This window comes from Proteus sp. G2673, from assembly GCF_009915125.1.
In the GTDB taxonomy this organism is placed as follows: Bacteria; Pseudomonadota; Gammaproteobacteria; order Enterobacterales; family Enterobacteriaceae; genus Proteus; species Proteus penneri.
The window spans coordinates 37,605-64,121 of record NZ_JAABLT010000009.1 but is presented as its reverse complement, the minus strand read 5'-3'; the positions used below and the strand labels follow the sequence as shown (position 1 = coordinate 64,121).

The following is a 26,517-nucleotide window of genomic DNA, read 5'->3' as shown; positions in this document are numbered from 1 at the left end:
ACCACGCTCTATCTTCAAAGAAACGTGGTTTAAATGTTTGAAAACGAAAACAGTTACGCTTTTTGAACTAAAAGTTGATTCACTAAGCGAATAAACTGGTTTGGATCCTCTAAAGAGCCTCTTTCAGCAAATAAAGCCTGATCCAGTAATAAATTGACCCAATCAGCAAATAAAGCGTCATCCGTTAACTCTGCTGTTTGTTTCACTAATGGATGATTTGGATTTAGCTCAAAGTTATATTTTACTTCTGGCACTTCTTGCCCTGCTGCCGCAAACAATTTCGCCATTTGTGTGGTCATTTCATCCGCACTGGTTGTCACAATCGCTGGGGTATCTGTTAAGCGGTGTGTTAATTTCACCTCTTTAACTCTGTCGCCTAACAAGGTTTTAATGCGTTCAACGAAAGGAGCTAATTGTTTATCTGTTTCTTCTTGCTCTGCATGCTTCTCTTCATCAGCCAGTTTATCTAAAGATTCATCTGCTTTACTAACAGACTGGAATGATTTGCCATCAAACTCAGTCAGGTAGTTCATCATCCACTCATCTATACGATCAGATAACAGCAATACTTCAATGCCTTTTTTGCGGAATAGCTCTAAATGAGGGCTATTTTTCGCAGCAGCATAGCTGTCAGCAGTGATGTAATAGATTTTTTCTTGACCTTCCACCATACGGCTAACGTAATCTTCCAGTGAAACAGTTTGAGCATCACTGTCGTTATGCGTTGACGCAAAACGTAGTAATTTAGCAATTGTTTCAATGTTAGATGAATCTTCTGCTGGGCCTTCTTTTAAGACTAAACCAAACTCTTTCCAGAATGCTTGATATTCTTCCGGCTTGTTTTCTGCCAGTTTTTGTAGCATCTGTAATGCACGCTTAGTTAATGCACTGCGTAAATTACGTGTAACAGAACTATCTTGTAAAATTTCACGAGAAACATTTAACGGTAAATCATTAGAATCCACTAACCCACGGATAAAACGTAGGTAATTAGGCATAAACTGCTCAGCTTCATCCATAATAAAGACACGCTGTACATACAGTTTTAAGCCATGACGTTGTTCACGATTCCATAAATCCCAAGGTGCTTTTGAAGGCACATATAATAAGCTTGTGTACTCTTGCTTACCTTCTACACGGTTATGTACCCAGCTTAATGGGTCAGCAAAATCATGAGAGATATGTTTATAAAACTCTTTATACTCTTCATCACTCACTTCGGCTTTATTACGAGTCCACAGTGCTTGCGCTTTATTAATTTTTTCCCACGTTACTGTGCCGTCTTCTTCATTTTTCGTTTCAATTTCAACAGGCAAAGAAATATGGTCGGAATATTTACTAATAATGCTACGCAGACGCCAGTCATCTAAATACTCATCTTCGCCTTCACGTAAGTGCAGTGTGATGTCAGTACCACGATCAGCTTTTTCAATATCAGCAACGGTGTAATCACCTTCACCTTCAGATTCCCAAAAAACACCTTTATCTGCGCTTTCGCCCGCAGCTCGAGTGCGTACGGTCACTTTATCTGCAACGATAAACGCGGAATAGAACCCAACACCAAACTGACCAATTAGTTGGCTATCTTTAGCTTGATCTTGTCCGATAGATTCTAAAAATGATTTTGTTCCTGATTTTGCGATAGTACCCAGGTTATCAATGACTTCATCACGAGTCATACCAATACCATTATCACTGATAGTCAAAGTACGCGCTTCTTTATCAGTGGAAATACGCACATGCAACTCGCCGTTATTTTCATAAAGCGCTGCATCTGATAATGCACGGAAACGCAATTTATCTGCCGCATCTGATGCGTTAGAAATCAATTCGCGAAGGAAAATTTCTTTATTGGAGTAAAGAGAATGGATCATTAATTGAAGAAGTTGTTTAACTTCAGACTGAAATCCTCTTGTTTCCTGACCTTTCATACTCATTTTTACCTCAATTAATCCTAATTTGGCGAAAAAAACAATATGAGTAAAAAGTGGGGATAGTTAAGCTAGTTTCAAGGGTCGAGTAAAAAATTAAGCTAATAAAAGTGATTAATGGTCTAAGAGAGATAAAAATGTGAAATGACTTTTCTCAATATTTTTAATTACAGAATATTTATACTTCAATGGCTAGAAGCCAGATTTTACCGCTAAGTTAATAGCGTTTACTTAGCGGTAAATAAGAAAATATTTGTGTTACATTGCTATTTTTGAGCGTCATTAACAATAATAGCGTTGGCACCTGCAGTTGCTTCATCTAATGCATGTTTTATTGTATCAGCATGAGCAAGCACAACACCTAAACGGCGAGAGCCGGCAATTTCAGGTTTCGCAAAAAGACGAATTTGACGGTTCGCCTTCAACGCTTTTTCAATACCGGAATAAACGATATTTGAGCTATGTAGCTCTGGCAAAATAACAGCTGAAGCACAGTTACCTAACTGACGAATACCACCAATGGGATAACCTAAAAAAGCGCGAACATGAAGAGCAAACTCTGATAAGTCCTGTGAGATTAGCGTCACCAATCCTGTATCATGAGGACGAGGAGAAACTTCATTAAAAAACACCTCATCACCTTGCACAAATAGCTCTACGCCAAATAATCCATAACCCCCTAAATTTTTTACCACTTTACTCGCAATATGTTCTGCTTTAGCAAGGGCTATATCACTCATTTTTTGAGGTTGCCATGACTCACGATAATCTCCTTTTTCTTGCCGATGACCAATGGGAGCACAAAAATGAATACCATCAACAGCATGAATAGTTAATAACGTGATCTCAAAATCAAACGGGATCATTTTCTCAACGATGACACGCCCTTTTCCTGCTCGTCCGCCCTCTTGAGAATAGGCCCAAGCATGTGCTAAATCATTTTCACTACGGATAACACTTTGCCCTTTCCCCGACGAGCTCATAACAGGTTTGACAATACAAGGAAAACCGATATCTAAAGCGGCTTTTTTAAAACTCACTTCATCATCGACAAATTGATAATTTGATGTTGGTAAAAGTAATGTTTCTGAAGCTAAACGACGGATCCCCTCTCTATCCATTGTGAGTTTTACGGCACGGGCACAAGGAACAACTTTTTGCCCTTTTTGTTCTAATTCAACCAATAACGAAGTTGCTATCGCCTCAATTTCAGGAACAATAAAATCAGGTTGCTCTTGTTCAATAATGAGCTTTAATGCATTGCTATTAAGCATATTCACCACATGATGGCGATGTGCAATATGCATCGCGGGTGCATTGGGATAGCGATCAACTGCAATCACTTCAATACCTAGGCGCTGGCATTCAATCGCCACCTCTTTACCCAGTTCACCTGCACCTAATAGCATTACTTTTGTTGCATTAGCGGTAAGAGCCGTACCCAACACAGTCATTCTTCATCCTCACTATTTATCAAAAACCCAATGACGCAAACGATTGCATTTGCGTAGCATAACGGATTTTACTTGATAGAAAAATAGGCAGGCAAAAATAATCAATCGAAGAAAGAAAACCATTACAAAATTTGGCTGCGTTTTCCTTTTTGGATTTTTAGATAATTAAGACGTTTTCGGATAAGTGCCAAGATACAGCATAAAAGCCCCAGCCAAATTAGAGAAAAACTGACACCTTTAACTTCATCAAAAGCTTCATGGAATAAGAAAACAGCTAGTAAAAATTGAATAGTAGGTTCTATATATTGCGCTAGTCCAATAACGGTTAACGTCGTTCGTTTCACAGCTGCAGTAAAAAACAATAATGGCAATATGGTAACAGGTGCGGTTAAAACATAATAAAAACGAGTCAGATTATCTGCAGAAGGTAGCGCGCTTTTATCTGTCATAAACAACCAAATGGTCACGCCTATTGCTAATGGCATTAACCAGAGTGTTTCCATAAATAAAGAAGTGATCACATCAAAACGAATAAACTTACGGATCAAACCATATACAGCAAATGCGCCCCCCATCATGATAGCGAGTACAGGTAATTCACCGTACATCCACAATTGATACCCCACTCCGGCACAAATTAAGGTAACAGCCCATTTTTCTGCTAGATTAAGCTGTTCTTTAAGAAAGATGACACCTAATAAAATAGAGAAAAGTGGATTAATAAAATATCCCAAGCTCGCTTCTAATACTTGTTGATGTGTTAATGCATAGGTAAATGTACACCAAGAAACGGCCATGGCCATTGAGCTAAATAGGCACATAAAAATAGAGCGCCTATCCTGCAAAACAACGCGCCATCGTGTCCTATTTTTAATAAAGAGTCGTACGAGTAATAAAAGAGGGATAGACCAGATCAAGCGTTGAGCCAACATTTCTAACGGTTGCGCTCCGGGTAACAGCCGATAAAACAGTGGCGTTATTCCCCAAAGAATATAAGAAAAAATGGCTAATACTGCGCCCGATTGAGCCCACATTTAATGTTCCATCAATAAAAGTCAATAAGGTTTAATATCATACGCTTAAAATAGACAGAACAATATGATCAGCATCGCTGATTGATCAAACATCAGTACGATGACATAGACAAGATAAAAAAAATCTCCACAAATAACGACGCCGAGAAAAGTAGTTATAAATGGAGAGTTGGAAAATACCATTAAGGGAAAACCGTGGTAAAAACCACAACCAGAAAAAATAGGTAAGTTGTTAGAAAATCTCCCTAACATGTAAAGGTGGTTGCTGCTGAACAAAATCACGTAATTTTTTACGACTTGGTGCCGCGGCTATCGCCCCTTTTTGAGTTGTGGCTAAAGCACCACAAGCCGCCGCTTGCGTCACTATTTTCGATAAATATTGCTCATCTTCTGCAAAACCATATTCTGCCACCGCCGCTAATAAACCAGCCATAAAGGCATCACCAGCCCCTGTAGTATCTACACACTCAACGGTAAAAGCGCTCAATGCGATTTGAGTATTTGGCGTTAAAACTAAACAACCTTTAGAGCCTTGGGTGATCACTTTTAAACGCGCGGGATAATCTTCTAATTTTTTAAGGGCATTATTCAATGTCACTTCTTGTGTCATCCACGTAAGCTCATCTTCTGATAATTTTAATATGTCAACTTTATGCGCATAATTATCGATAACTTCGCGCATTTCTTCGTGATCACGCCACATTTGAGGGCGTAAATTAATATCAAAACTCAGCAATGAATCCGTTTCTTTAATACTCTTAATCGCCGTATCCAAAGTTGAGCGACAAATCGAGTTCACTAATGCTAAAGAGCAAAAATGCAAAATATCTTTTTCAAACGCAGGTAAAGATTTTTCCGTTAAAAATTGATCAGCAGACTCAGCAACTAAGAAAGTAAAATCACGCTCACCATTTTCTTGTAAAGAGACAAGAACAGTACTGGTACGGTGAAACTCATCAAATTCCATTGCGCGAGTATCGACCCCCAGGTCAAACAATGTTTTTTGCATAAAATGGCCGAACGCATCTTCACCTACACGTCCAATAAAACCACTTTGTTGACCAAGCTTAGCGACGCCCGCAGCAACATTGACAGGCGCGCCACCAGCGCATGCTTCATATTGCATGTTTTGCAATGGGATCAAGTCAACAACAGCGTCACCTAAAGACCAGACTTTCATAATCTCTCCTGAAGATAAGCAATTATTTTTCTTAACTATATTCTGTTTTTATGACTATTCATAACGAATAAGTAAAGATATTGCTCGTAAATCCACACTGATAACGTTAACATAATAAGATAATATGATAAAGTCAATCTCATGCATCGTATTTTTTTCGCTCTAAATGTTATCGTTAACAACAAGAGTAATAGTGTGATTAGTCTGTTCTTTACCTTTTCTGTGCTCTTAAAAACACACTAATAACTCTAAAATAGAATAAGGATAATGATATGAAACACCGCTTAGAACAATCAACAAACGCCTTAAATACTTTGATTGAAAAACGAGGCAATAAATTTTATCCCCAGTTTCATTTAGCTGCGCCTGCGGGTTGGTTAAATGACCCTAATGGTCTTATTTATCATGATGGTTTATATCATGCCTTTTATCAGCACCATCCTTATTCTCAAGATTGGGGGCCAATGCATTGGGGACATGCCACTAGCTCCGATATGATACACTGGCAACACCAACCCATCGCGTTAGCGCCGGGAGATGAGTACGACAAAAGTGGTTGTTTCTCAGGATCAGCCATTAGCCATGAAGGCAAACTCTATCTTTTCTATACAGGACACAATTGGTTAGCCGCCGAAGGGGATGATAGCCAAATCTATGAAGCACAATGTGTTGCTATCAGTGAAGATGGTATTCATTTTGAGAAAAAAGGCATCGTTTTAGAACCCCCTAAAGGCTATATGCACTTTCGTGATCCTAAAGTCTGGTATCAAGAAGGTAAATGGTGGATGGTTGTTGGTGCGCGTGATGAAAAAGATCAAGGACAAGTCCTACTCTTCTCTAGCGAAAATTTATTTGTCGAAGGCCAGCAGTGGAACAATGATTACACTGTTTTAGGAAAAACAGATGATAAAAATGTCTATATGTGGGAGTGCCCAGATTTCTTTCCTATTAGTCAAGAAAATGAATTTGCAATCGTCTTCTCACCACAAGGAAAACGTGCTGAAGGCTATCAATATCGCAACCTCTTTCAATCAGGTGCATTAATTGGCAAGTGGTCACCAAATCAACCGTTTAAACCACAAGGACACTTTATTGAACTTGATAATGGCCATGACTATTACGCGCCACAATCATTTATGACTCCTGATGGTCGTCGTGTTTCTATGGGCTGGATGGATATGTGGAATTCACCCATGCCATCAAAAGCAGAGTTTTGGGCTGGTTGCTTCACATTGCCTCGCGAAATTACCTTTGATAAGAGCAAAAATCGTTTACGTATGGTGCCAGTCAAAGAAATTGAATCATTACGCCAAGAAAAAAACACCATTAAACCTCTCACATTAAGCCATCAATCTATAGAGTTGATTGATAACACATCAGCTATCGAACTCGATTTAACATGGTCTTTAGACAGCCAAGCCGAGAAATTTGGCTTATGGCTAGGTGAAGGACTCGAGCTTTTTGTAGATAATCAATCAAATCGTTTAGTGCTTAATCGTCATTACCCTCAGCATAATATAAGTGGGGCTAGAAGCATTCCATTACCTGAAGGTTGTGAATTAAATTTACGTATTTTTATTGATCGCTCATCAATTGAAGCCTTTGTAAATAAAGGGGAATTCACCCTTAGTAGTCGATATTATGCTCAACAAGATATCCAAGCTTTACATCTTTTTGCTATGAATGGTGATGCAACACTGATTAATGGTGAATATTGGCAACTAAATAGTATTTACTGATATTGAGAAGATAAGTAAGACGTGAGTCTTTAAATAGACTCACGTTCAACTAATTGACAAGGTACGTGTACGATATCTCTATGGTTTCTTTCTTGAATGATATGCAATGTCGCTTCTTTACCTAATTCATAATGAGGAAGTTGTACTGTTGTTAATGGTGGATAAAACAACTCTCCTGTACCAATCATATTGTCGTATCCCAAAACAGCTACTTGCTCTGGAATACGTAACCCCATAGAAAGTAAAACTTGGTAAGCTAAAAATGCAATACGGTCATTACCACAAATGAGAATATCAAAGTCAGCTTTTTGATGAACACAATGCTTTTTCAATATTTCAATCACATCACGATAGTGCTCATCTCCAATTATCATCGTATATTGTTGCAGATCAGCCAATGGCAACCCAGCTTCTAGCCAAGCATCTTCGACCGCTTTACGACGAATAGGGCCTGCAACTGACTCTTCAGGTATATAAAAACACAAAGGACGGCGATACCCTTTTTCGATGACTTTTTTCATCGCAAAATACTGCCCATGATAATCATCGGGAATATAAGTTGGAAAAGCGTGCGTTTTATCCAAGCAGTTTGCTAGCACTAAATTCTTATCAAACAACTTTTCATGTACAGTGATTTCACGCAACCCCATAGTGGTATAGATGATACCATCTGGACGTTGAGCCAAAAGTTGCCAAATTGCATTTTCATAACAATCTTGTGCAGTCAAATTGACAACAAATGAACTCCAACCAAATTCTCTTGCAGTTTGTTCTATCGATAAAATCATTTCCACCGAAAATGGTGTCGTTGCGGTATCAATTGCTAGAACACCAATTGATGATACTTTTGTTCCTTGTCCACGAATTTTTCGTGCAGAATAATCTGGAACATAGTTAAGTTGATCAATCGCATCTTGGACTTGCTTCAGTGTTTCTGGTTTTAATAACTCAGGGTTATTAATCGCTCTTGAGACTGTCATCAAAGAAACGGATGCAAGTCGAGCTACATCTTTCAGTGACGCCATAGTATTGGCTCGATTGGTTTATTAAAAAGGGTCAATAGAAATAAAGTACTATTTTACAAGAAGTAAAGTCAAAAAGCCACAAAGGGAGTTGTATTGTAACCACCTGCGACTATTAATTAATTCATAAAAAGACACCTAAATATATTATTTTTTTACTTATCAATTGAGTTTAATATAGTTAAAATCACTTACTAGAAAAAACTTAGTTACAATTAATAATAGTTATTTCTCCCTTCATTATAGAAATTAATTATTCTTATCTATAAAATACAAATATTGAAACAAAACAAAGTTCTGATATTTTATCTATAATATAATACAGAAGTATTAACCATTTTTAATTTGATATATTCTGAATATAGCTCCGTTGCATGGATGTTACCCTACACAAAAAACTTATAAATTAGTCAAATTTCGTTACTCATTCACTTTTAGTGTAAGAGCAAAGTAAAATCAGGAGCAACATATGGAATCAATAATCCACTTAATCACTTTTGAAGAGGACAGTACAAAAGTTCAACTTAAAGCTGTTCTTTCTTCTTTAGCGGCTAATGTGAAAACCTATTCAAATGAACAGGCCTTCTTAAAATACTATTTTTCATCGACAAAAGGAGCTCATAAAGAGTGCATCATAATTAATACAAAAAGCAGTGCAGCCCCCTCAATTGCACTGATTAAAGAACTCAACAAATTGAAAAACATTATCCCTATAATTATTATTTCTGGGGATAGTTCCATTGAAAGTTGTCGTAACGCATTTAAATCAGGAGCTTTTGAATATTTAACTCGTCCTCTAAATGTGAATGAACTTCTTAATATTGTCTCGGAATCTTTTCTACATTATGAAAGTGAAGTTGAGCAATTCCGAACATATATATCTCTAAAAGATAAATTTAGTAAGTTATCTAATAGAGAAAAAGAGGTTATGGAGATGATCCTTGAAGGAAATACGAGTAAAGAAGCAGCAGAAAAACTTTCGCTATCGCCTCGAACAGTTGAAGTACATCGTTCAAACATGTATACAAAATTGAGAATAAGATCACTACCACAATTAGTTCAAGAATATGATTTCTTTAAGAAATATGACTTAAGAACAAACTAATTTACAATGTGACTTCTATTTATCAATAGGTTGTATTATCTAGCGATATAACGATATGACCTGTTTAACTTTCATTATCTTTTATTAATGAGAGAAAGCTGTACTTCTAAAAATATTCTATTTTGGATGAATTACACCTAATATGGGAATAATTAATACGTTAGACACCATTCTACGATATAAAGGGTGGCAACTTATTTTGATGCCCCCTTTCATTAGGGGTAGTTTAATTTCAATTTAAAACACTCGTATATCTCATTTTCATAATCTCTATTATTAATAACTATTATGATTTTCTTTATTAATAATAGAAACACAAGAAAAGATGAAAGCATTAATTTGATATAAATCATTTTTTACTTGTTATAAAGATGATTATTCTTATTTTTTAATTTCTCATTTTCTTTATTCTTATTTCACGAAGAAAATTATTAATGATTAAAAAATAACACAAAAGAAATCCTCGTCTCTTTTTTATACCCATTTAAAGACTATTTATGCGTTTTGATTTTAGCTCTAAAAAAGAGTTTCTTTATAAGAAAATTCTAACCAAAACGTTTTAATTGTAATTATTTAAACTGTAAAATAAGAAATAATAATAAGTATTTCCATTTATACTCAATTTTACTTAAGAAATTTATTCTCTTTATAGTTTAATTAATGTAATACATCATTTATTATTTTTACTTAATAACAGTCAAATAAAGAATATCATTAAATGATCGTCTTATGTAAGTATAATATACTAGTTGTGAACAAGTATTAACACCTATAAAAACAAATGAATATTAATGATTGTTTTATAATCTTAATAAGAGCATAACAAGAATAAATTAATCCACACAAAAAAACATAAGACAAACTTATACGTTTATTCTTATTCTCACTTTGTCCAAATGCCTTTATGCTATACCCTCCTAACTCGCTTTTTAAAAAGAAAAATGAACGCTCAAGATAAAAACCGCCGTCCTATAAAAGCAAGGCAAACAAACTGGGCCACAAAGTGTAGTCGCTACTTACAACAAAAAGGAGCAACCCCAAACGGTATTTCCGTATTTAGCGTCGTATTTGCATTACTTGCAGCCTTATCACTTTTTTGTGCTCTCTTTTACACATCTGGATTATTACGCTCAATCTTACTGATCCTTGGCGCGATCATGATCCAAGGTCGCCTCATTTGTAATTTATTAGATGGTATGGTTGCCGTCGAAGGAGGTATGAAAAGCCCTGTAGGTGCTGTTTATAATGAATTACCAGACAGAATTGCCGATACTTTAATTATTTTGGGTGTTGGTTATGGGTTATCTCCTGACTTTTCTATGGCCATTACGTTGAGTTGGGTGGGGGCTTTTTTTGCAGTAATGACCGCTTATGTTCGCGTATTAGGTGGAGCTTGTGGGTTAGAGCAACAATTTACAGGCCCAATGGCAAAACAACACCGAATGGCATTATTAACCTCTGTTGCTGTTATTGCTGCATTTATTCCCAGTCTTTGGGGAATATGGCTCTTTTTTATTTCATTATGGATTATTATTTTAGGTTCAACGCTGACCACAATTTTCAGAACCCGTCGAATTTTACGGGATTTAGCACAAGGTGTCTGATTAATGAAAAATGGAAAACTTGCTTTCGATGCAAAAGTGGTATCATCCGTCTTAGTCTCTATTTGTCGATTTTTAACAGGTATTCGCGCTAAACAAACCTCACCTATTGCAAAAGATACACCTTGCATTTATTACGCTAACCACTCTAGCCATCTTGATGGCTTAGTTATTTGGTCTTGTCTTTCGCCCAATATTCGCCCTTATGTTCATCCAGTTGCCGCTGAAGATTATTGGAATAAAAACCGCTTACGTCGTTATTTATCTCGTCGTATCTTTAGAGCCATTCTTATCCCTCGTCATGCTGCCAAAATGAATTTTCCACAAGAAGAAAATTCTTGCGAAGAGGTTGTAAAACAACCCGCTAATGACTCGGCATCATCTGCACCAAATAAAACCAATGCACTTGCTCTGATGCAAGAAATTTTAGACCGAGGGGATTCTTTAATTATTTTTCCAGAAGGTACTCGAGGTAATGGCGAATCAATTCAAGATTTTAAAGCGGGACTTTGGCATCTCTCTCGTAAAAATCCGAATGTGCAATTAGTCCCTATTTATCTGGAAAACTTAAATCGAGTCCTACCTAAAGGCTCTCGCTTAGTTGTTCCCGTTATTTGTAGTGCAATTTTTGGTGCCCCTATTGGATCAACTCATGAAAATGAAAGTAAACAAGAGTTTCTGGTAAGAGCAAAAAATGCGTTAGAGGAGCTACACAATGGAACGTATTAATAACGAAGTCCTCTGGATATTTATCGGACTCTTCTCTTTCTTAATTATCGCCAGCATTATTGGCGCTATTTTAGCGGCAGTAAAAGGCCCAACATCCACTATCAAAAATCTTAATTCAAGGATCAACGCATGGTGGGTAATGTGTATTATTGCAGGTGTTGCAATAGGGATTGGGGCAATCGGATCTGTCATCCTATTTGCTATTATCTCATGGCTTGCATTACGCGAACTTATCACCTTAACCCCCACACATCGTGGCGATCATGAAGCGCTCTTCTGGTGTTTCTTCGTTATATTGCCTCTCCAATACATTCTTGTTGGCGTGCAATGGTATAACTTAATGGCGGTATTTATCCCTGTTTACGCCTTCTTATTAATCCCAACACGCATGGCACTTTCAGGTGATACCCGCCATTTCTTAGAGCGTATGGCAAAAGTGCAATGGAGTGTAATGATAGCCATTTATTGCCTGAGTTATGCTCCTGCACTATTAATGTTGCCAATTGAAGGTTTTGAAGGTCGTAATATTAACCTACTGCTCTTTTTAATGATTGTGGTACAAGTTTCTGACGTACTCCAATATGTCTTTGGTAAATTATTTGGCAAACATCCTATCGTGCCTAAATTAAGCCCAAATAAAACAGTCGAAGGTTTTTTCGGCGGCATTATCTCGGCTAGTCTTATTGGTATGATGTTGTGGTGGGCAACGCCTTTCTCATGGTGGGCAGCATTTTTACTCTCTTTAGTTATTACATTGGCGGGTTTTGCTGGTGGTTTATGTATGTCAGCGATAAAAAGAGACAGTGGTGTAAAAGACTTTGGCACAATGATAGAAGGTCATGGTGGCATGATGGATAGAATGGATTCCCTCTGTTTTGCAGCCCCTATTTTCTTCCATGTTATTCGCTATTTTTACGTTTAGTTTTACTTTGTTTAATCAAAAGTAAACTATCCTATATAGACTAAAATGCCGATATTAAAACTATCGGCATTTTTATACTCATCTTTTTTCTCATACTAATTCAATATCACAAATTGACAATCATTATATAAATTAAACATTTGTTTTAATTTTAGATTAAAAATCAATACTAAGTATTTTACATATAAATCAAATAATTAAATAAAAACATTGTGAATAAAGAGGTCTGCTTTCTCTACTATTTTATTTATAATGATAGCCTAGAAGGCTGCTATCTTTTACCCTAGCGCTCCTTTTCATTTTAGCTCCTTTAAAATTATGATCACTTGGATACTTCTTGCTTTTTCTTTGTTATTTTTGGGTTTTAATCGCACTATTGCATTTATTACACTCATTTTTACAGCACTTAGCGCGTTTATAACAGATGTTATTACATGGCAAACTTTGCCGATTATCTTTAGTATTCTGTTATTAACATTTGCTTATTCCCGTTATAAAACACAACCACTGCTTCGGGCAATTATCATTTTTGCTCTTATTATCATTGCTAGTGGCTTAGCCTTTCATCTTATTCCTGGTTTTAACAATTTACGCTACCTTTCACATGCCATTATAGGGATGAAAAGCGCCCCTTTTTCTTTTTATTTCAATGCCGATAAAGCATTATTACCTTTTATTTTTCTGATCTTTATTCCTACGCTTTTTGTTTGCGAACCATTAAAAAAAGCAAATAAATTACAGTGGGCAATACTAATTATTGCTATTCCTGCATTGCTATTAATCGCTGTAAAACTGGGAGGATTAGCAATTGAATTGCATTTACCATCATGGTTACCTGCATTTATTCTCGCAAACCTCTTTTTTGTATCACTTGCTGAAGAAGCATTATTTAGAGGTGTTATTCAGCAAACCTTATCACGTTACCTTCCTCCTTATGTTGCGCTATTAATTGCAGCGATAATCTTTGGCCTTGCGCACATTGCAGGAGGAATACTATTAGTTATTTTCGCTTCGTTGGCAGGTGTTATTTATGGATTAGCTTGGATGTGGAGTGGTCGGCTTTGGGTTTCAACGCTATTTCACTTTGCGCTTAATCTGACTCACCTGCTCTTTTTTACTTACCCATTTAAAATAGCGTGATCTCTATTTTTTATTCTGATCTTCACTGCCTTTTACTGATATCTTAACTTCATCAGTAAAAGGATAAGTGAAACGTGAAAGCTATCACATAAATAGAACACAGATACTCTTATTTGCGCCCATCATCTGGTGAAATTTTTGTTAGTATGCTCTATCGCTTATCTATAAATAATCAAAACTTCATACGGCAAACAACAATAAGTCAAAAATAATAACATCCATTAACACGATAAGAAGTTGTCTTACTTTGCGGTATAGACCTAAGAAAAAATAGGTAAGCTTTGCTCTATTTGCTTTTTTAAATTCAGCATTCTCTGCTGATATTTTGCCTCTCTTATTACCAGGACAAAAGATATGTTAGACCAAGAAATGATCCGTACCTTTATTCAGGTTGCCGATTGCCAAAGTTTTACCAAAGCAGCAGATGTTCTTCACAAGACATCAGCTGCGATTAGTTACCGTATAAAAACATTAGAAGAAAATATCGGCACCCAACTTTTTAATCGCACCACAAGAACCGTGACACTCACGCCTGCGGGTGAATATCTATTAGAGAAATGTCGCCAATGGATTGTATGGTTAGAGTCAATGCCTGTGGAACTTCAGCAAATGAACGCAGGTGTCGAACATCAGGTCAATATTGTCATTAATAATCTTCTCTATGATCGCACTGCTGTTGCCAGTATGTTGGCTTGTCTTCATCAACGTTTTCCGTCTACCCAATTTCATATTACTCGCCAAGTCTATATGGGGGTTTGGGATGCGCTTATTAACGAAGATTATCATTTTGCTATCGGTGTGACGGGTAATGAATCCCTTAAGAATAATATTAACATATGTGCTATGGGCGAAATTCAATGGCAATTTGTTGTCGCGCCTAATCATCCTTTAGCCAATATCAGTGGTGTATTAAGTGATGATCAAATGCGTATGTATTCTGCAGTAAACGTCGAGGATACGTCTCGCCATCTTTCTAAACGTACAGCATGGCGCTTATCGGGTCAGCACGAAATTCGCGTTCCTGATTTACACACCAAATTAGCCTGTCATTTAAAAGGCGTCGGTATCGGATTTTTACCATTAAGTTTGTGCAAACCACTTATTGATAGTGGGCAGCTAATTGCCAAAGAAGTAAGAAATCGTCGTCATAATTCACCACTTTCTTTAGCTTGGTGTGAAGATAAAAAAGGTGCGGTAGTCAGTTATTTAGTGGAATTATTTAAGCAAAATCATCCCAGCGTGCAATCGTTTTACGATCCTTTAAATTAAAAGGGCAAACCGAAGTTTGCCCTTTTGCTGCTAATTCAGTAATTATCTGAATAAAGAATTACGCTTTTGCTTCTTCTTTATTATTGTTGCTTTCTTTAATAAAGAGGCTTGCCACAATACCAATACAAATCAGAATAGCGGCAAAGTAGAAACCTGAGTCCATACTTCCTGTTTTATCTGATAAGAAACCCGTTAGTGTTGGCGCAAAAACCGAACCCAACATACCAATACAGTTATAAACACCAAACGATGTACCTAACGCATGTCGTGGTGAGTTATCAGCAACTACAGCAACTAATACTGGGTTTGTACTGATTTTACCTACAATACCATAAAGGATCAGCGCACCAATTAACACAGGCATTGATTCTGACATTGGCACAGCCAAAATAGCGACTAATGACAACGGTAACATAATCAGTAATACCGGTTTACGACGACCAATTTTATCTGAAACCCAGCTAAAAAGAAGTGAACCAGGAATAGCAAACCACGGCATTAATGATGCGATAGTTGAAATTTGTGTCCCTGTAATTCCACGTTCAGTTTCTAAGTAGTACGGTAACCAAGTGACTAATACAAAGAAACCATAGATTGAACAGAAGATAGTGACATACGCAAGGTTGATATTGCGATTACCAAATAAATCTTTAAATGTCAGTTTAACTTTCTGTTTTGGTGCGCCAGCTTCTGTCGCAGGTTGTGCTTTGGGTTTATCTTTAATGATCCATAACATCACCAAACCAATAATGATAATTGGCACACCGATAATATAGAACGGCGCACGCCAGCTCATTCCCATCTCACCCACAGAAATACTTGAGATGTAATAACCAATAGACAGACCAAATGCCATACCACTATTAATAATCGCACTACCTAGCGTAATACGATGTTTCGGTATCGCTTCTGAAGATAAGCCATACTGAGGACCATAATAGAAGCCTTGGAAGATCCCCACCATGACCCATGCAAACATAAAGGTCACGTAAGTTGGCATCATACCCGCAATAATGGTGAACCCACCAAAGAGCACAACACCTGTTACTAATACTTTTTTCTTACCTAAATAGTCACCAATCATGCCTGATGGAATATTGAGTGCAGTATATCCGATAAAGAAAATACTCATGATAGAACCAAGTTGAGCTTTAGTAAGATCAAACTCAGCACCAATATTTACCATTAATGGGCCGACAATGGCGCGACTACCATAAAGTGCAATCCAACCAAAGAAGAAGATAATGGTCAGTTTGACCCAATAAGGGACTTTGCCTTTCTCATTCACTTGTGCATCGTTCATAATGACGCTCCTGAAAGAATTTTTATTAAGACTTATAAATTAAAGTGCCAGACTGACCTTCAATAACTTGTTGAATATTTTGTAATGCACCAATATGAGCTTGTTGCCCTGTTGCATTAACAAAATCACTCACCGCCATAATTTTTGGTCCCATTGCGCCATCAGCGACAGCCATTGGTGCAAGTTCTTCTGGTGTTGCTTCACGAATTGCAGCTTGTTCTGGTGTACCCCAATTTTTATAAATAGCATCAGCCTCTGTTAAAATAACAAAGTGTTCTGCATTTAATTCACGAGAAATTAAAGCCGCTGTTAAATCTTTATCAATAACCGCTTCACTACCAATAAATTCATTATTTGTGTTGTTAACTGGAATACCGCCACCACCACCACAAATAACAATATGACCTTTATCTAATAAAAGTCTTACTGCTTCGATATCAATAATCTTTTTCGGTGTTGGTGATGGCACAACACGGCGGTAATGTTTACCATCTTGTTTAAATGTCCATTGATACTTCGCAATTAATTCTTCTTTATCAGCTTCATCATAAATAGGGCCAATAAATTTACTTGGATCGTTAAATGCTTCATCATTAATATCAACAGAAACACGTGTCATTACCGTTGTAATAGCTTGATTTGGGTTATTTTGATTAATTTTTTGCATCATCATATAACCAATCATACCTTGGCTTTCAGCCACTAGAATATCCAACGGATAGGCTGGAACAGCTTGATATGCCAGGTTTTGTAGTGCAAGCAATCCAACTTGAGGCCCATTGCCGTGTACTAATACAACACGATACTCTTTAGCTAATTTATTAATTGTCTCTGACATCAATTCAATATTTTTATATTGATTTTCAGCAGACAAAATTTCTCCGCGTTGCAATAATGCATTTCCGCCTAAAGCAATAACAATTGTTTTCATAATTATCCGTATCCGAATGTTTATATAAATTCTTTTATTAAAAAAAATTAATAAATATGCTGTTGTTGTTTTTTAGTTTGGTAACCAATCCATAATCCCAGTAATGTATCTGCACCGGAATGATGACCAATAGAGAGTATTTCCAACATATCCTTAAAAATAATCTCTTTATTCTTTATTTTTTTACCTAGTTGAATGAGATAGGTAGAAAATATTCCCTGGGTGGCATATTCCAAATAATGCTTACTGACAACGGTGGTCAATTCAGATAAAGGCGGTGTGTTATAAAAAAAATTATTAAGTTTATTTTCTGGCTCTGCTAAATAATGCGCAAATAACATACCCACCAGCATATCATCTGAGCTTGGTGTTAACCCGGGGCCTTTCCCTGTAAAAATAGCCCAGTTAACAGCATTGCCTAATAACTGATTATGAAATAGCTTAGTTAATAATTTAATTTCATTAAGTTGCGCGATTTGGCGATAATTTTTTAATGGCCCATATAACCCTGTCGCAATCGAGGGTGAGAGCAGAGAAAAAAAACTTTCTAACCAACGCAAATCTAGTTCCGCTTTATCTTGTAAACGTAAATCCTCTCTCTGACCTGCGAGTAGAGTGAGTTTATTTGCAAGTATGGCTTGATGATCTTTTAGACTCATCATGACCGAGGGATGGCACTGTTTAGCAAAATAATCGAAATCATCTTGTTTCAATAACCATCCCATCGGGCTTAATCCTCTTCCTTCGCGATGAAAAGTGATTAAGCGTTGTTGAGGACAAATGAAATTCAAAGCATGATCATAAATGCCCACACATTTAATCTCACCTTCAAAGTCAGTGATATGCTGGCTGGTTTGAAGTGCTTGAATTTGCATAATGCCCCCTTTATTGCTGTGATTTATCGTTACAAAGCACGATTAAGCATCGATGCCTAACTCTTCTGCTAATGCAACAATCGCTTTTTCAAAGCAACCTAAAGGTGCGCGTACAGTACCTGCACCAATCTGGCCAACACCCGGCTCTTTATGTGCAATACCCGTGTTAATCAGTGGTGTAATACCCGTTTCAACAACGCGACGAGCATCTAATCCTAAACATGCACCTTGGAAATCCCAAGTTGGAATTTGCAACATCATGTTACGAGCAAGGTAGATCTCAGCCATTTCTTCAGTCACTTCACGTGCTGCATCCATACCACCTGATGCACCAACAAAGCGTGTTACACCCGGTGCGGCAACCATTGCTGCGCCACCAATACCGAAAGTTTCAGTAATTGCACTGTCACCGATATCTGGATTTGCATCTGCTTGACTAAAACCAGAGAAGAACAGACCTTGTGGTGTATTTACTGGGGCAGTAAACCATTGGTCGCCCATTCCACTGATTTTGATACCAAAGTTGCTACCATTACGGGTCATAACAGTAACGATAGTGCCTTGCTTGATTTGAGCACCTGCATCCATCGCCGCTTTACAGTAAGCCATTGCTAAGTTCAGGAAGAACTGATCTGTAATACTCAGGAATTTAGTCACTTTTGTGATTTCAGCATCTTCAAAATCTAATGTACTTAATACTGGTGCCAATTGACGCAGTAACAGGGCTGAAGCTGCGATATTACGTTGGTGGAATTCATCACCCATAGTAATTGCTTGACCCATAATTGCAGTCAGGTCAATACCATTTTCGAAAGTGGCAATCGCTGCTTTTAATACTGGCGCTAAGCTTTTTTGCATCCAATGTAGACGCTCTTGCACATCAGGGCCATAAGCTCCAAAGCGCATCACTTTACCGATACCTTCATTCATGTTGCAGTAAGCGTAGTTACCATGAATGTGATTTTTGATAACCAGCATTGGCATATGAGCAGAAGTAATACCACCCATTGGGCCTACTGCATTCACGTTATGGCAAGGAATAAACTCGATTTCCCCTGCTTCTAACATCGCTAATGCTTGTTCTTCCGTTTCTGCCCAGCCTTCAAATAAAGAAGCACCGATACATGCACCACGAACAGGACCACTCATTTCACCCCAAGTTACTGGTGGACCTGCGTGAAGTAATTTTTTACCCGTTTCTAAAACAGGAACAACTTCTTTTGCTAAGCTAACATCACACCAGTGAGGACGGGCTTCACGGATACGTTCGATAACTGCTTCATTCGCTTGTTCGATAGTTGAGTACATATCTGCAATTCCTTATTTCAATTTCTTTAATATTTCAGCCAGTTTTTTATTGCCACCTGCGACAGGTGCCCACTGATAATGCACAACAGGGGTGCCACTTGATTGCAGATCGTCTGCAAAGCTACGTAATCCTGCGTTGATCACAGAGATCCCGTTAAGCAGTGGTGGCACTTCAGCATGTGCTTCTGCTGGATGTGGCTGGATTAATTCTTTTGCTAATAAAACCGCTTCTGGCAACGTATCCATGACAATAATGCCCGCTTCTTTTAGCTGTTTTTGCTGTTCGCTGCGGTTTTGTGGATCGTCTTCAGTACCAGTGATCGTTGCGATGGTGATTAATGGATTAGCTTCGCCACGTTTTTCATTCAGTTTTTTGATTTCTTGAATTAACGCGCCGGCAGGATCTTGAGTTGCACCATAACCAATAACAAAATCAACCAGTAACACGCCAGCTTCTGTTTTATTACTTAGCTCACTGATAAATTTGTTACGAGTAGATGGGTCAATCATTGGGTGTGGTTTACCCTGTGTATAAAAATCATCACCCATATCGATGATTTTGTGACCATCAGCATCTAGCATCGTGCCTTGTTTATGCTCGTTATCGACTTCAACATTAAGTTTTTCAGATAACAACATGGCGCATTCAGCCGCTAACGTACCACCGGCATAAAGACCAATGATTTTCTTACCTGTAACTTTTGGTAATTCCGCTGCGATATCTTCAACACGTGCTAATTCAGCCGCAATGCGCGCCGTTTCATCTAACGTGCGAGTAAAATAGATATTGTCGTCTTGGAATTTCTCAGGTGTTGTACCTAAGAATTGCGCCACAATCGGTTTATTATGGCGTTTCATTTCGGCAATAATTTTTTGGCGAACAGCAGGCGCTGGTGGCTTAGAAACAAAAGCAATAACACGCGTATTAGGATCTGCCGCCAACATATTGATAGCAGTGATCGCACTGATACCACCAATTTGCTCTGTTAAATCACGACCACCTAGGCCAATTGAATGAGAAATACCTTGGCGCTGTAAAACGATTTGAGAGGTAATTTCTTGAATACCTGTCCCTGATGCGCCAACAATACCAATTGAGCCTTTCGGTGCAATGTTAGCGAAAGCAAGAGGAGCTCCTGCAATATTTGCCGTACCACAGTCAGGTCCCATCACAATCAGACCTTTTGCAGCTGCTTTTTCTTTTAATGCTTTTTCATCTGCGATAGAAACGTTGTCAGAGAACAGCATAACGTTACAACCATCTTCTAAGCCCGTGTCAGCCAATTCCGCGGCATATTCACCAGCAATAGAGATAAGTAACATATTGGCATTAGTGCTTTTTTGTTTAGCAGTACGCCAGCTACGTACTGTCGTTAATTTGTTACCACCTTTTTGACCACTTGCAATTTCTGCAAGAGCTTCTTCTAATGCCGTAGAAATCATATCGATAATGGCAGGATCGTCTGATTCCGCTTTAATCGAAACACAAATGTCATTCGGTGTTGCTTCGTTAAACATGTCATGCCAGAAACCGGTGACATCGAGAAGAGATTTATTCGCTGGTGTTCCCATCATGACGGAAATTTCTTCCACCTCTGGGGCTTCACTTAATTTTCGGGAAATAATCATCAGGCTTACTGAATCCTGAAAGCTCCCTTTTTTAATAAAAGCATGGATCATTATGATATCCTTAACGCATTTAATATATGTAATAGCACATATCTATTTGCATTTCGTTTTTTTGATAATAAGAAGCCTATTTGCTTAAATTATTAAGCAATATAAATAAATGTCTGATTTATTAATTTCTAATCTCTGCGTATAAACATACTGAAGAAATATTGAAAAGTAGAGTGACAGAAGTCACACTTATTTATTGTAAAAAATTTTTATTTAATCGAACGGTATTTATTAAATAAATTATGATGAGAAAAGTTTATTAATTCAGGAATAGAACCTAAAAACAAAGAGATAAATTTAACAACAAAGAAACATTTTTTGTAATAAAAAGCTTATGTAAAACAAATATAAACGATATTGGATTTACAATTTTATAACATACAATAGTAAGAAATTATTATCAACAAATAAAAAAACTATATTTTTATTTTAACTTTTTAAATTATCCATTATTTTTAATTTCATTTAAATCCATAAGATAAAACCTTGTATTTAACATGGATTTAAAATAAAAAGAATATAAATTTTATGATTTAAGTTACTGCTTAATAGTTTTAAATTAAATGCTTAATTTCATATTGTTAGTAAAACATTCACAGACAAACTGTATAGCTTATTCTTTTAAAAAAGTTAACTTAGTTACATCTTAATTGTTTTGGCAAAATAGCGTTGAAAAATATTATGCAAAACAATAAATCAGCAACCCAATGACTTTCAAAAATAGTAGAGACCATTCATTGTGTATCACCTATTAAGTTATTTTCAATATTTTACTGAATTGTTTCAGGTGCCGATATTACGTCAAAAAATAGTAGAAAATATTATTTCCGATTATTCATCCATTGTTAATAACATTATAATCACCCTATATTTTAATAACATTAAGTTACATAAACCTGCTTATTTTAAAATTAAGTTAATAAATAATTTTGTTTTTATGACACCAGTCAATGAATATTTAATAATATGTTAATAAGATTATCTTTAATAAAATACTTATTAACTTTACTTTTTACTTCTGATTATTTATTTAACCTGCAACTTAATGGAATAACCTGATGAATAAATTAACTCCATTACGTCCCATCTCTACATTAATCGCCGTTTCTATTACCCTCATTATCTGGTTTCTTATCCCCGTACCACAAGGTGTTGACCCCAATGCTTGGCATTTATTAGCACTCTTTGTCGGTACTATCGCTGCTATTATCGGTAAAGCACTTCCTATCGGTGCTGTTTCTATTATTGCTATTGCATTAGTGGCTGTTACAGGTGTTACTAATCCAAATTCAACTAAAGCTGCTATCGGTGATGCATTAAGTGGTTTTTCCAATGATCTTATCTGGTTAATTGGTATTTCCATTATGGTCTCTATGAGCCTAAATAAAACTGGGCTTGGTGCCAGAATTGGTTATTATTTTATTTCACTATTTGGCAAAAAAACGATTGGAATAGCCTATTCATTAGCCATTGCCGAAACAATATTAGCACCAGTAACGCCAAGTAATACTGCACGGGGTGGTGGTATTATTCACCCAATTATGCGTTCAATTTCAGACAGTTTTAACTCTAAAGTAGAAGATGGTACAAGTGGTAAAATAGGTCGTTACCTCTCTTTAGTGAACTACAATATAAATCCAATTACTTCTGCCATGTTTATTACGGCAACCGCCCCTAACCCACTTATTGTAAGTTTAATTATCAGTGAAACTGATCCTACACATGAGCTTAGTTGGTCTATGTGGGCAATTGCTGCGTTTGTGCCCGCTATTGTTTCATTAATATTAATGCCAATTGTTATCTATCTTCTTTATAAACCTGAAATAACCAGTACCCCGAATGCTCCTCATTTTGCTAAAGAGCGTTTAGCGCAATTAGGGCCTATTTCATTACCTGAAAAAATAACCCTTGCCGTCTTCGCCTTATTATTAATTATGTGGGCTGGTGTCCCAGCATTATTATTTGGTGATGGATTTAGCATTAATGCAACAACAGCAGCATTTATTGGTTTGTCGATTTTATTATGTACAGGCGTTTTAAACTGGGATGATATTTTAAAAAATAAAGGTGCATGGGATACCGTAGTTTGGTTCTCTGCATTAGTTATGATGGCATCCTTCTTAGGAAAATTAGGATTAATTAAATGGTTGTCACTCAGTGTTGGGGCAAGTATTGATAGTATGGGAATAAGTTGGGTCAGTGGCATGATATTACTGGTACTAATTTACGTTTATTCTCACTATTTCTTTGCCAGTACCACCGCGCATATTACGGCAATGTTTGCCGCCTTTTATGCTGCAGGTTTAGCCCTTGGTGCACCACCAATGTTATTAGGGCTGATTTTGGCATTCTCATCTTCATTAATGATGTCATTAACACATTATGGTACAGGTACGGCGCCCATTATTTTTGGTTCAGGTTATGCCACATTAGGTGAATGGTGGAAAACAGGCTTTGTAATGAGTGTAGTTAATCTTATCATCTGGATCACGCTTGGCAGCGTATGGTGGAAAGTATTGGGGTATTGGTAGGAATAAATTTCCCAAAATATATTAATGCCTAAGTATTCGTGATCACACCATTATTCAAATGATGAGTCACATCTTAGGCATTATTTTAAAAAAGCTTCATTGTATAAATAGCACTTCAGCCATGTAGCGATTCTTTTTACTATCGATTTTATCTTTCTCAAGCTTATTATCTTCAATAAGCAAATCACTTAAAAAGTATTCAGGTTCAACATCAAAAAAATAAGATAAACAATAGAGCGTTTCAGCGTGAATGTTCGTTTCCCCATTTTCATAACGTGATTGATGTTGTTGACTAATACCAAGTAATGCACCGAGTTCATCCCCAGTCATGCAATACATCTCTCTCAGACTTCGGATCTTTTTTCCAACTAATTTTGATATTTTCTTGTTCATAGCAAACGTCCTCATAAACAAATAAAATACAATATATTATTCATATAAAATATTGACTGTTGCGACTGAATTTGCTGTACCTGCAGTTATTTTATTGCCGGTCTTAATATAACGCGCCTTCCAGTTAAAAATATAATCACCAGAAGGAACATTATTTTGTAAATTAAGCTTTGTATTTAATTTAATTGGATTGTTATTACTATTAACTATTTGGATGCCAATACCTGTTGCACGGTTAGAACCCGATAAATTTAATTTTCCTGTATTTGCATCAATATATCCTGCACTACTTGTCACCGTTGCTTTAATATTTGTTCCAGCGGCACAACTCAACGTAATAGGAACATTAACATTTTGACTCACATCTCCAATATTTTTAAATTGTGTATCGTACCAAGTTCCTAAACTTATATTATAGTTATCTGATTTTGTTGTGCATTTTAAAGAATTTACTTTTATTGCACCAACTGGAATTCTTAATGTTGATAAAATCCATTGGTGATTAGCAGGTAAAGTATTATGTTGTATCATTCGTGCTAAATTTCCGCCCTTTAATACGGCCGATTGAGTTACCCTGCCTGTTTTTATTATTTCCACCGTCCAAGCAGGGTTAATAATCTGAAATTTCTCTATAATTGCATTGCTAGGCTGGTTAGCGCCAGTATATTTAAGATTGATATAACCCATATTATTCATTTTTACTTTTATTCCAATTCCTGGAATATTAGTTGCTGCTATCCGATTAGAATTAGGTATCCATCCATTAATAAAATCACCTTTAATAAAAGCATTTCTTCCGCACTCACCACTATTTCCTTTAAATGAAGTTATATTAGCCGGCCTATAATTAAGTGTAATTGTAGCAAGTGTTCTTGTCGTCAAATCATCATGTTGAATATTAAAAACACGATTTGGTACATCAACTATCACATTATTGTAATTTGGATTTTGTATACATGCCGCTGTAGAATAAGCAGAGTAAATTAATATTCCACCTAATAATAATGGCTTAATTATTATATTTTCCATTTTTAGCCTCACTCTTTTTTAACAGGATAGTTTTAATTTCATAATCATCTTTTTCATCCAAAATAAAAAAATCTTTTATATGAATATTAAATATTTCTGCATATTGATTAAGCCTATCCAGATTAATTCTATTAACTCCTCTTTCATATCTTGATTGTTGTTGTTGGCTAACTCCAATTAGTGCAGCCAATTCGTCTAATGAAATCCCCTTCATTTTTCTATAATAAGTAATTTTTCTACCTATTGCTTTTGATACTGGATAGCGATTAATCACTTTCCACTCCTAGGTTAAGTAGTTTTTAATTATAAATTAATGTAAACTCAAGATGACTTTTAAATGTTCCCGTACTTATTCCATCACCGGTTTTAATTAACCTTGCCGCTAATGGATATTCTGCCATTTTTGTTTGACTGTTAATTATCGCCTCTAATTTACTACCATTCTTTATTATGGTTTTATTTCTATTTTCAACTAAATTTAGTGCGATATTTTTTGCAGTTCCATTATTAATAAAATAATTTCCATTATTAGGATCTGCTGTTCCCGCTATCGTTAGCGTCGCTTTTTGTGTGCTTATTGGACAATTTTTTAGTTTTATTGAAAAATTGATCCAATCTGTGTTCTGATTATTTTTTAAATCTCTAATATTTACTTTTTTAAAGTCGATTAAATAGTTCTTATTCTCGATCACACAAGGAGATATAGTTACTTTTCCATAAATATTGATATTAACTGAGCTAGCCATGGCCATAGATGAAAAAAACAAAAATAAAAAGATCGTGGTTTTCATATTATTTCTCTTCTATAAATAGACGATATTTGCAGTTACTTTCGCTGAGATTGTTCCTGGCATTCCTTTTCCTGACGGACTAAAAGCGCGGGTTCGTAACCATAATCTGACATCGTTTCGTCCATTTAATGTAACAACCAATGATTTTTTGTTTCCAAGCTTTATTGAACCGGGCCCATTTTCTAATTGCACTGCAATATTTTTAGCAGTTCCTTGATTTTTATATAAACTATTTATATCAGCCGCATCAGAAATACCTGAAAAAGTAACACTAATTTGATTAATCGCTGTAGAGCAATCTGTAAAAGTAATATAAAAATCATTCCAATTAGAGCCAGAATTTGCCTGTTCAAAATTAGCAGCCGGTATATTTTTTAAATCAACATTAACGTTATCTCCATTAGAAATGTTACATGTAGCAACTCTAATATTGCCTGTAAAATTTAAGTTAACGCTGTCTGAAGCCCACGATGTTGAGCTTATTATTAGAACATTTATCAAAAATAACTTATTGATTATATTTTTCATTTTCATTTCCTACGCGTAGCAG

The 26,517-nt window shown here is 36.3% G+C and carries 23 protein-coding genes; 8 read left to right on the top strand and 15 right to left on the bottom strand.

Annotated features, from left to right (window positions below):
• Nucleotides 1-53: 53 nt before the first annotated feature.
• From htpG to GWI59_RS05075, 4 genes are all read right to left on the bottom strand, one after another.
• On the bottom strand, nucleotides 54-1,937 hold the full coding sequence (gene htpG, locus GWI59_RS05090) for a molecular chaperone HtpG (protein ID WP_072065111.1): 1,884 nt from the start codon (nucleotides 1,935-1,937) through the stop codon (nucleotides 54-56).
• Between the two features lie 260 nt (nucleotides 1,938-2,197).
• Nucleotides 2,198-3,385 carry a formate-dependent phosphoribosylglycinamide formyltransferase gene (gene purT, locus GWI59_RS05085; protein ID WP_109848347.1) on the bottom strand — a complete coding sequence of 396 codons (1,188 nt, stop codon included), beginning with the start codon at nucleotides 3,383-3,385 and terminating at the stop codon, nucleotides 2,198-2,200.
• 122 nt (nucleotides 3,386-3,507) lie between these two features.
• Nucleotides 3,508-4,419, bottom strand: coding sequence for an EamA family transporter RarD (gene rarD / locus GWI59_RS05080; protein ID WP_109400187.1), 912 nt, complete (start codon nucleotides 4,417-4,419; stop codon nucleotides 3,508-3,510).
• Nucleotides 4,420-4,651: 232 nt separating this feature from the next.
• Nucleotides 4,652-5,599, bottom strand: a complete 948-nt coding sequence (locus GWI59_RS05075; RefSeq protein WP_072065114.1) for an aminoimidazole riboside kinase — start codon at nucleotides 5,597-5,599, stop codon at nucleotides 4,652-4,654.
• Nucleotides 5,600-5,871: 272 nt separating this feature from the next.
• Here GWI59_RS05075 and GWI59_RS05070 point away from each other — a divergent pair, with 272 nt between their 5' ends.
• The gene (locus GWI59_RS05070; RefSeq protein WP_161724148.1) at nucleotides 5,872-7,338 is read left to right on the top strand and encodes a glycoside hydrolase family 32 protein; all 1,467 of its coding nucleotides are present in this window, start codon (nucleotides 5,872-5,874) and stop codon (nucleotides 7,336-7,338) included.
• 29 nt (nucleotides 7,339-7,367) lie between these two features.
• Here the strand turns inward: GWI59_RS05070 and GWI59_RS05065 are convergent, their stop codons facing one another.
• A complete protein-coding gene (locus GWI59_RS05065) occupies nucleotides 7,368-8,363 on the bottom strand; it encodes a LacI family DNA-binding transcriptional regulator (RefSeq protein WP_161724146.1) in 996 nt (331 codons plus the stop codon).
• Between the two features lie 466 nt (nucleotides 8,364-8,829).
• Here GWI59_RS05065 and GWI59_RS05060 point away from each other — a divergent pair, with 466 nt between their 5' ends.
• The 6 genes from GWI59_RS05060 to allS all read left to right on the top strand — a co-directional run bounded on the left by GWI59_RS05060 (nucleotide 8,830) and on the right by allS (nucleotide 15,126).
• A complete protein-coding gene (locus tag GWI59_RS05060) occupies nucleotides 8,830-9,465 on the top strand; it encodes a response regulator transcription factor (RefSeq protein WP_109400190.1) in 636 nt (211 codons plus the stop codon).
• 941 nt (nucleotides 9,466-10,406) lie between these two features.
• Complete coding sequence (locus tag GWI59_RS05055; protein ID WP_161670805.1) at nucleotides 10,407-11,069, top strand: CDP-alcohol phosphatidyltransferase family protein; 663 nt, start codon at nucleotides 10,407-10,409, stop codon at nucleotides 11,067-11,069.
• Between the two features lie 3 nt (nucleotides 11,070-11,072).
• Nucleotides 11,073-11,795 carry a lysophospholipid acyltransferase family protein gene (locus tag GWI59_RS05050; RefSeq protein ID WP_072065119.1) on the top strand — a complete coding sequence of 241 codons (723 nt, stop codon included), beginning with the start codon at nucleotides 11,073-11,075 and terminating at the stop codon, nucleotides 11,793-11,795.
• Nucleotides 11,782-12,717, top strand: coding sequence for a phosphatidate cytidylyltransferase (locus GWI59_RS05045; protein WP_109400192.1), 936 nt, complete (start codon nucleotides 11,782-11,784; stop codon nucleotides 12,715-12,717). The genes GWI59_RS05050 and GWI59_RS05045 overlap by 14 nt, the downstream gene beginning before the upstream one ends.
• 318 nt (nucleotides 12,718-13,035) lie before the next feature.
• Nucleotides 13,036-13,857: a CPBP family intramembrane glutamic endopeptidase gene (locus GWI59_RS05040; protein WP_161670804.1), complete on the top strand. Its 822-nt coding sequence runs from the start codon at nucleotides 13,036-13,038 to the stop codon at nucleotides 13,855-13,857.
• 354 nt (nucleotides 13,858-14,211) lie between these two features.
• Nucleotides 14,212-15,126, top strand: coding sequence for an HTH-type transcriptional activator AllS (gene allS, locus GWI59_RS05035; RefSeq protein WP_006534047.1), 915 nt, complete (start codon nucleotides 14,212-14,214; stop codon nucleotides 15,124-15,126).
• A gap of 58 nt (nucleotides 15,127-15,184) precedes the next feature.
• On the opposite strand, the gene GWI59_RS05030 is transcribed toward allS, so the two are convergent.
• From GWI59_RS05030 to GWI59_RS05010, 5 genes are read right to left on the bottom strand one after another with little or no spacing between them, the layout of a single operon-like run.
• A complete protein-coding gene (locus tag GWI59_RS05030; RefSeq protein WP_006534048.1) occupies nucleotides 15,185-16,429 on the bottom strand; it encodes an MFS transporter in 1,245 nt (414 codons plus the stop codon).
• A gap of 25 nt (nucleotides 16,430-16,454) precedes the next feature.
• Nucleotides 16,455-17,360 (bottom strand): carbamate kinase, encoded by a 906-nt coding sequence (locus tag GWI59_RS05025; RefSeq protein ID WP_109400195.1) that lies wholly within the window; start codon nucleotides 17,358-17,360, stop codon nucleotides 16,455-16,457.
• Between the two features lie 47 nt (nucleotides 17,361-17,407).
• The gene (locus GWI59_RS05020; protein WP_072065123.1) at nucleotides 17,408-18,235 is read right to left on the bottom strand and encodes a DUF2877 domain-containing protein; all 828 of its coding nucleotides are present in this window, start codon (nucleotides 18,233-18,235) and stop codon (nucleotides 17,408-17,410) included.
• 42 nt (nucleotides 18,236-18,277) lie between these two features.
• Nucleotides 18,278-19,543, bottom strand: a complete 1,266-nt coding sequence (locus GWI59_RS05015) for a DUF1116 domain-containing protein (RefSeq protein WP_006534051.1) — start codon at nucleotides 19,541-19,543, stop codon at nucleotides 18,278-18,280.
• A 12-nt stretch (nucleotides 19,544-19,555) separates the two neighbouring features.
• Entirely contained in the window at nucleotides 19,556-21,223 is a 1,668-nt protein-coding gene (locus tag GWI59_RS05010; RefSeq protein ID WP_072065125.1) for an acyl-CoA synthetase FdrA, read from the bottom strand.
• A gap of 1,058 nt (nucleotides 21,224-22,281) precedes the next feature.
• Between GWI59_RS05010 and GWI59_RS05005 the strand changes: the two genes are divergently transcribed.
• Nucleotides 22,282-23,754 (top strand): anion permease, encoded by a 1,473-nt coding sequence (locus GWI59_RS05005; protein WP_109400198.1) that lies wholly within the window; start codon nucleotides 22,282-22,284, stop codon nucleotides 23,752-23,754.
• A gap of 96 nt (nucleotides 23,755-23,850) precedes the next feature.
• Here GWI59_RS05005 and GWI59_RS05000 read toward each other — a convergent pair whose 3' ends face one another.
• The 5 genes from GWI59_RS05000 to GWI59_RS04980 are packed head-to-tail and all read right to left on the bottom strand — an operon-like array spanning nucleotide 23,851 to nucleotide 26,495.
• The gene (locus tag GWI59_RS05000; protein WP_072065127.1) at nucleotides 23,851-24,147 is read right to left on the bottom strand and encodes a helix-turn-helix domain-containing protein; all 297 of its coding nucleotides are present in this window, start codon (nucleotides 24,145-24,147) and stop codon (nucleotides 23,851-23,853) included.
• A 36-nt stretch (nucleotides 24,148-24,183) separates the two neighbouring features.
• A complete protein-coding gene (locus GWI59_RS04995) occupies nucleotides 24,184-25,176 on the bottom strand; it encodes a fimbrial protein (protein WP_109848354.1) in 993 nt (330 codons plus the stop codon).
• Entirely contained in the window at nucleotides 25,157-25,450 is a 294-nt protein-coding gene (locus tag GWI59_RS04990) for a helix-turn-helix domain-containing protein (RefSeq protein ID WP_082147392.1), read from the bottom strand. Before GWI59_RS04990 ends, GWI59_RS04995 begins: the two co-directional genes overlap by 20 nt.
• Nucleotides 25,451-25,475: 25 nt before the next feature.
• A complete protein-coding gene (locus tag GWI59_RS04985; RefSeq protein WP_109848355.1) occupies nucleotides 25,476-25,967 on the bottom strand; it encodes a fimbrial protein in 492 nt (163 codons plus the stop codon).
• 12 nt (nucleotides 25,968-25,979) lie between these two features.
• Nucleotides 25,980-26,495, bottom strand: coding sequence for a fimbrial protein (locus GWI59_RS04980; protein WP_109848356.1), 516 nt, complete (start codon nucleotides 26,493-26,495; stop codon nucleotides 25,980-25,982).
• Nucleotides 26,496-26,517 lie beyond the last annotated feature (22 nt).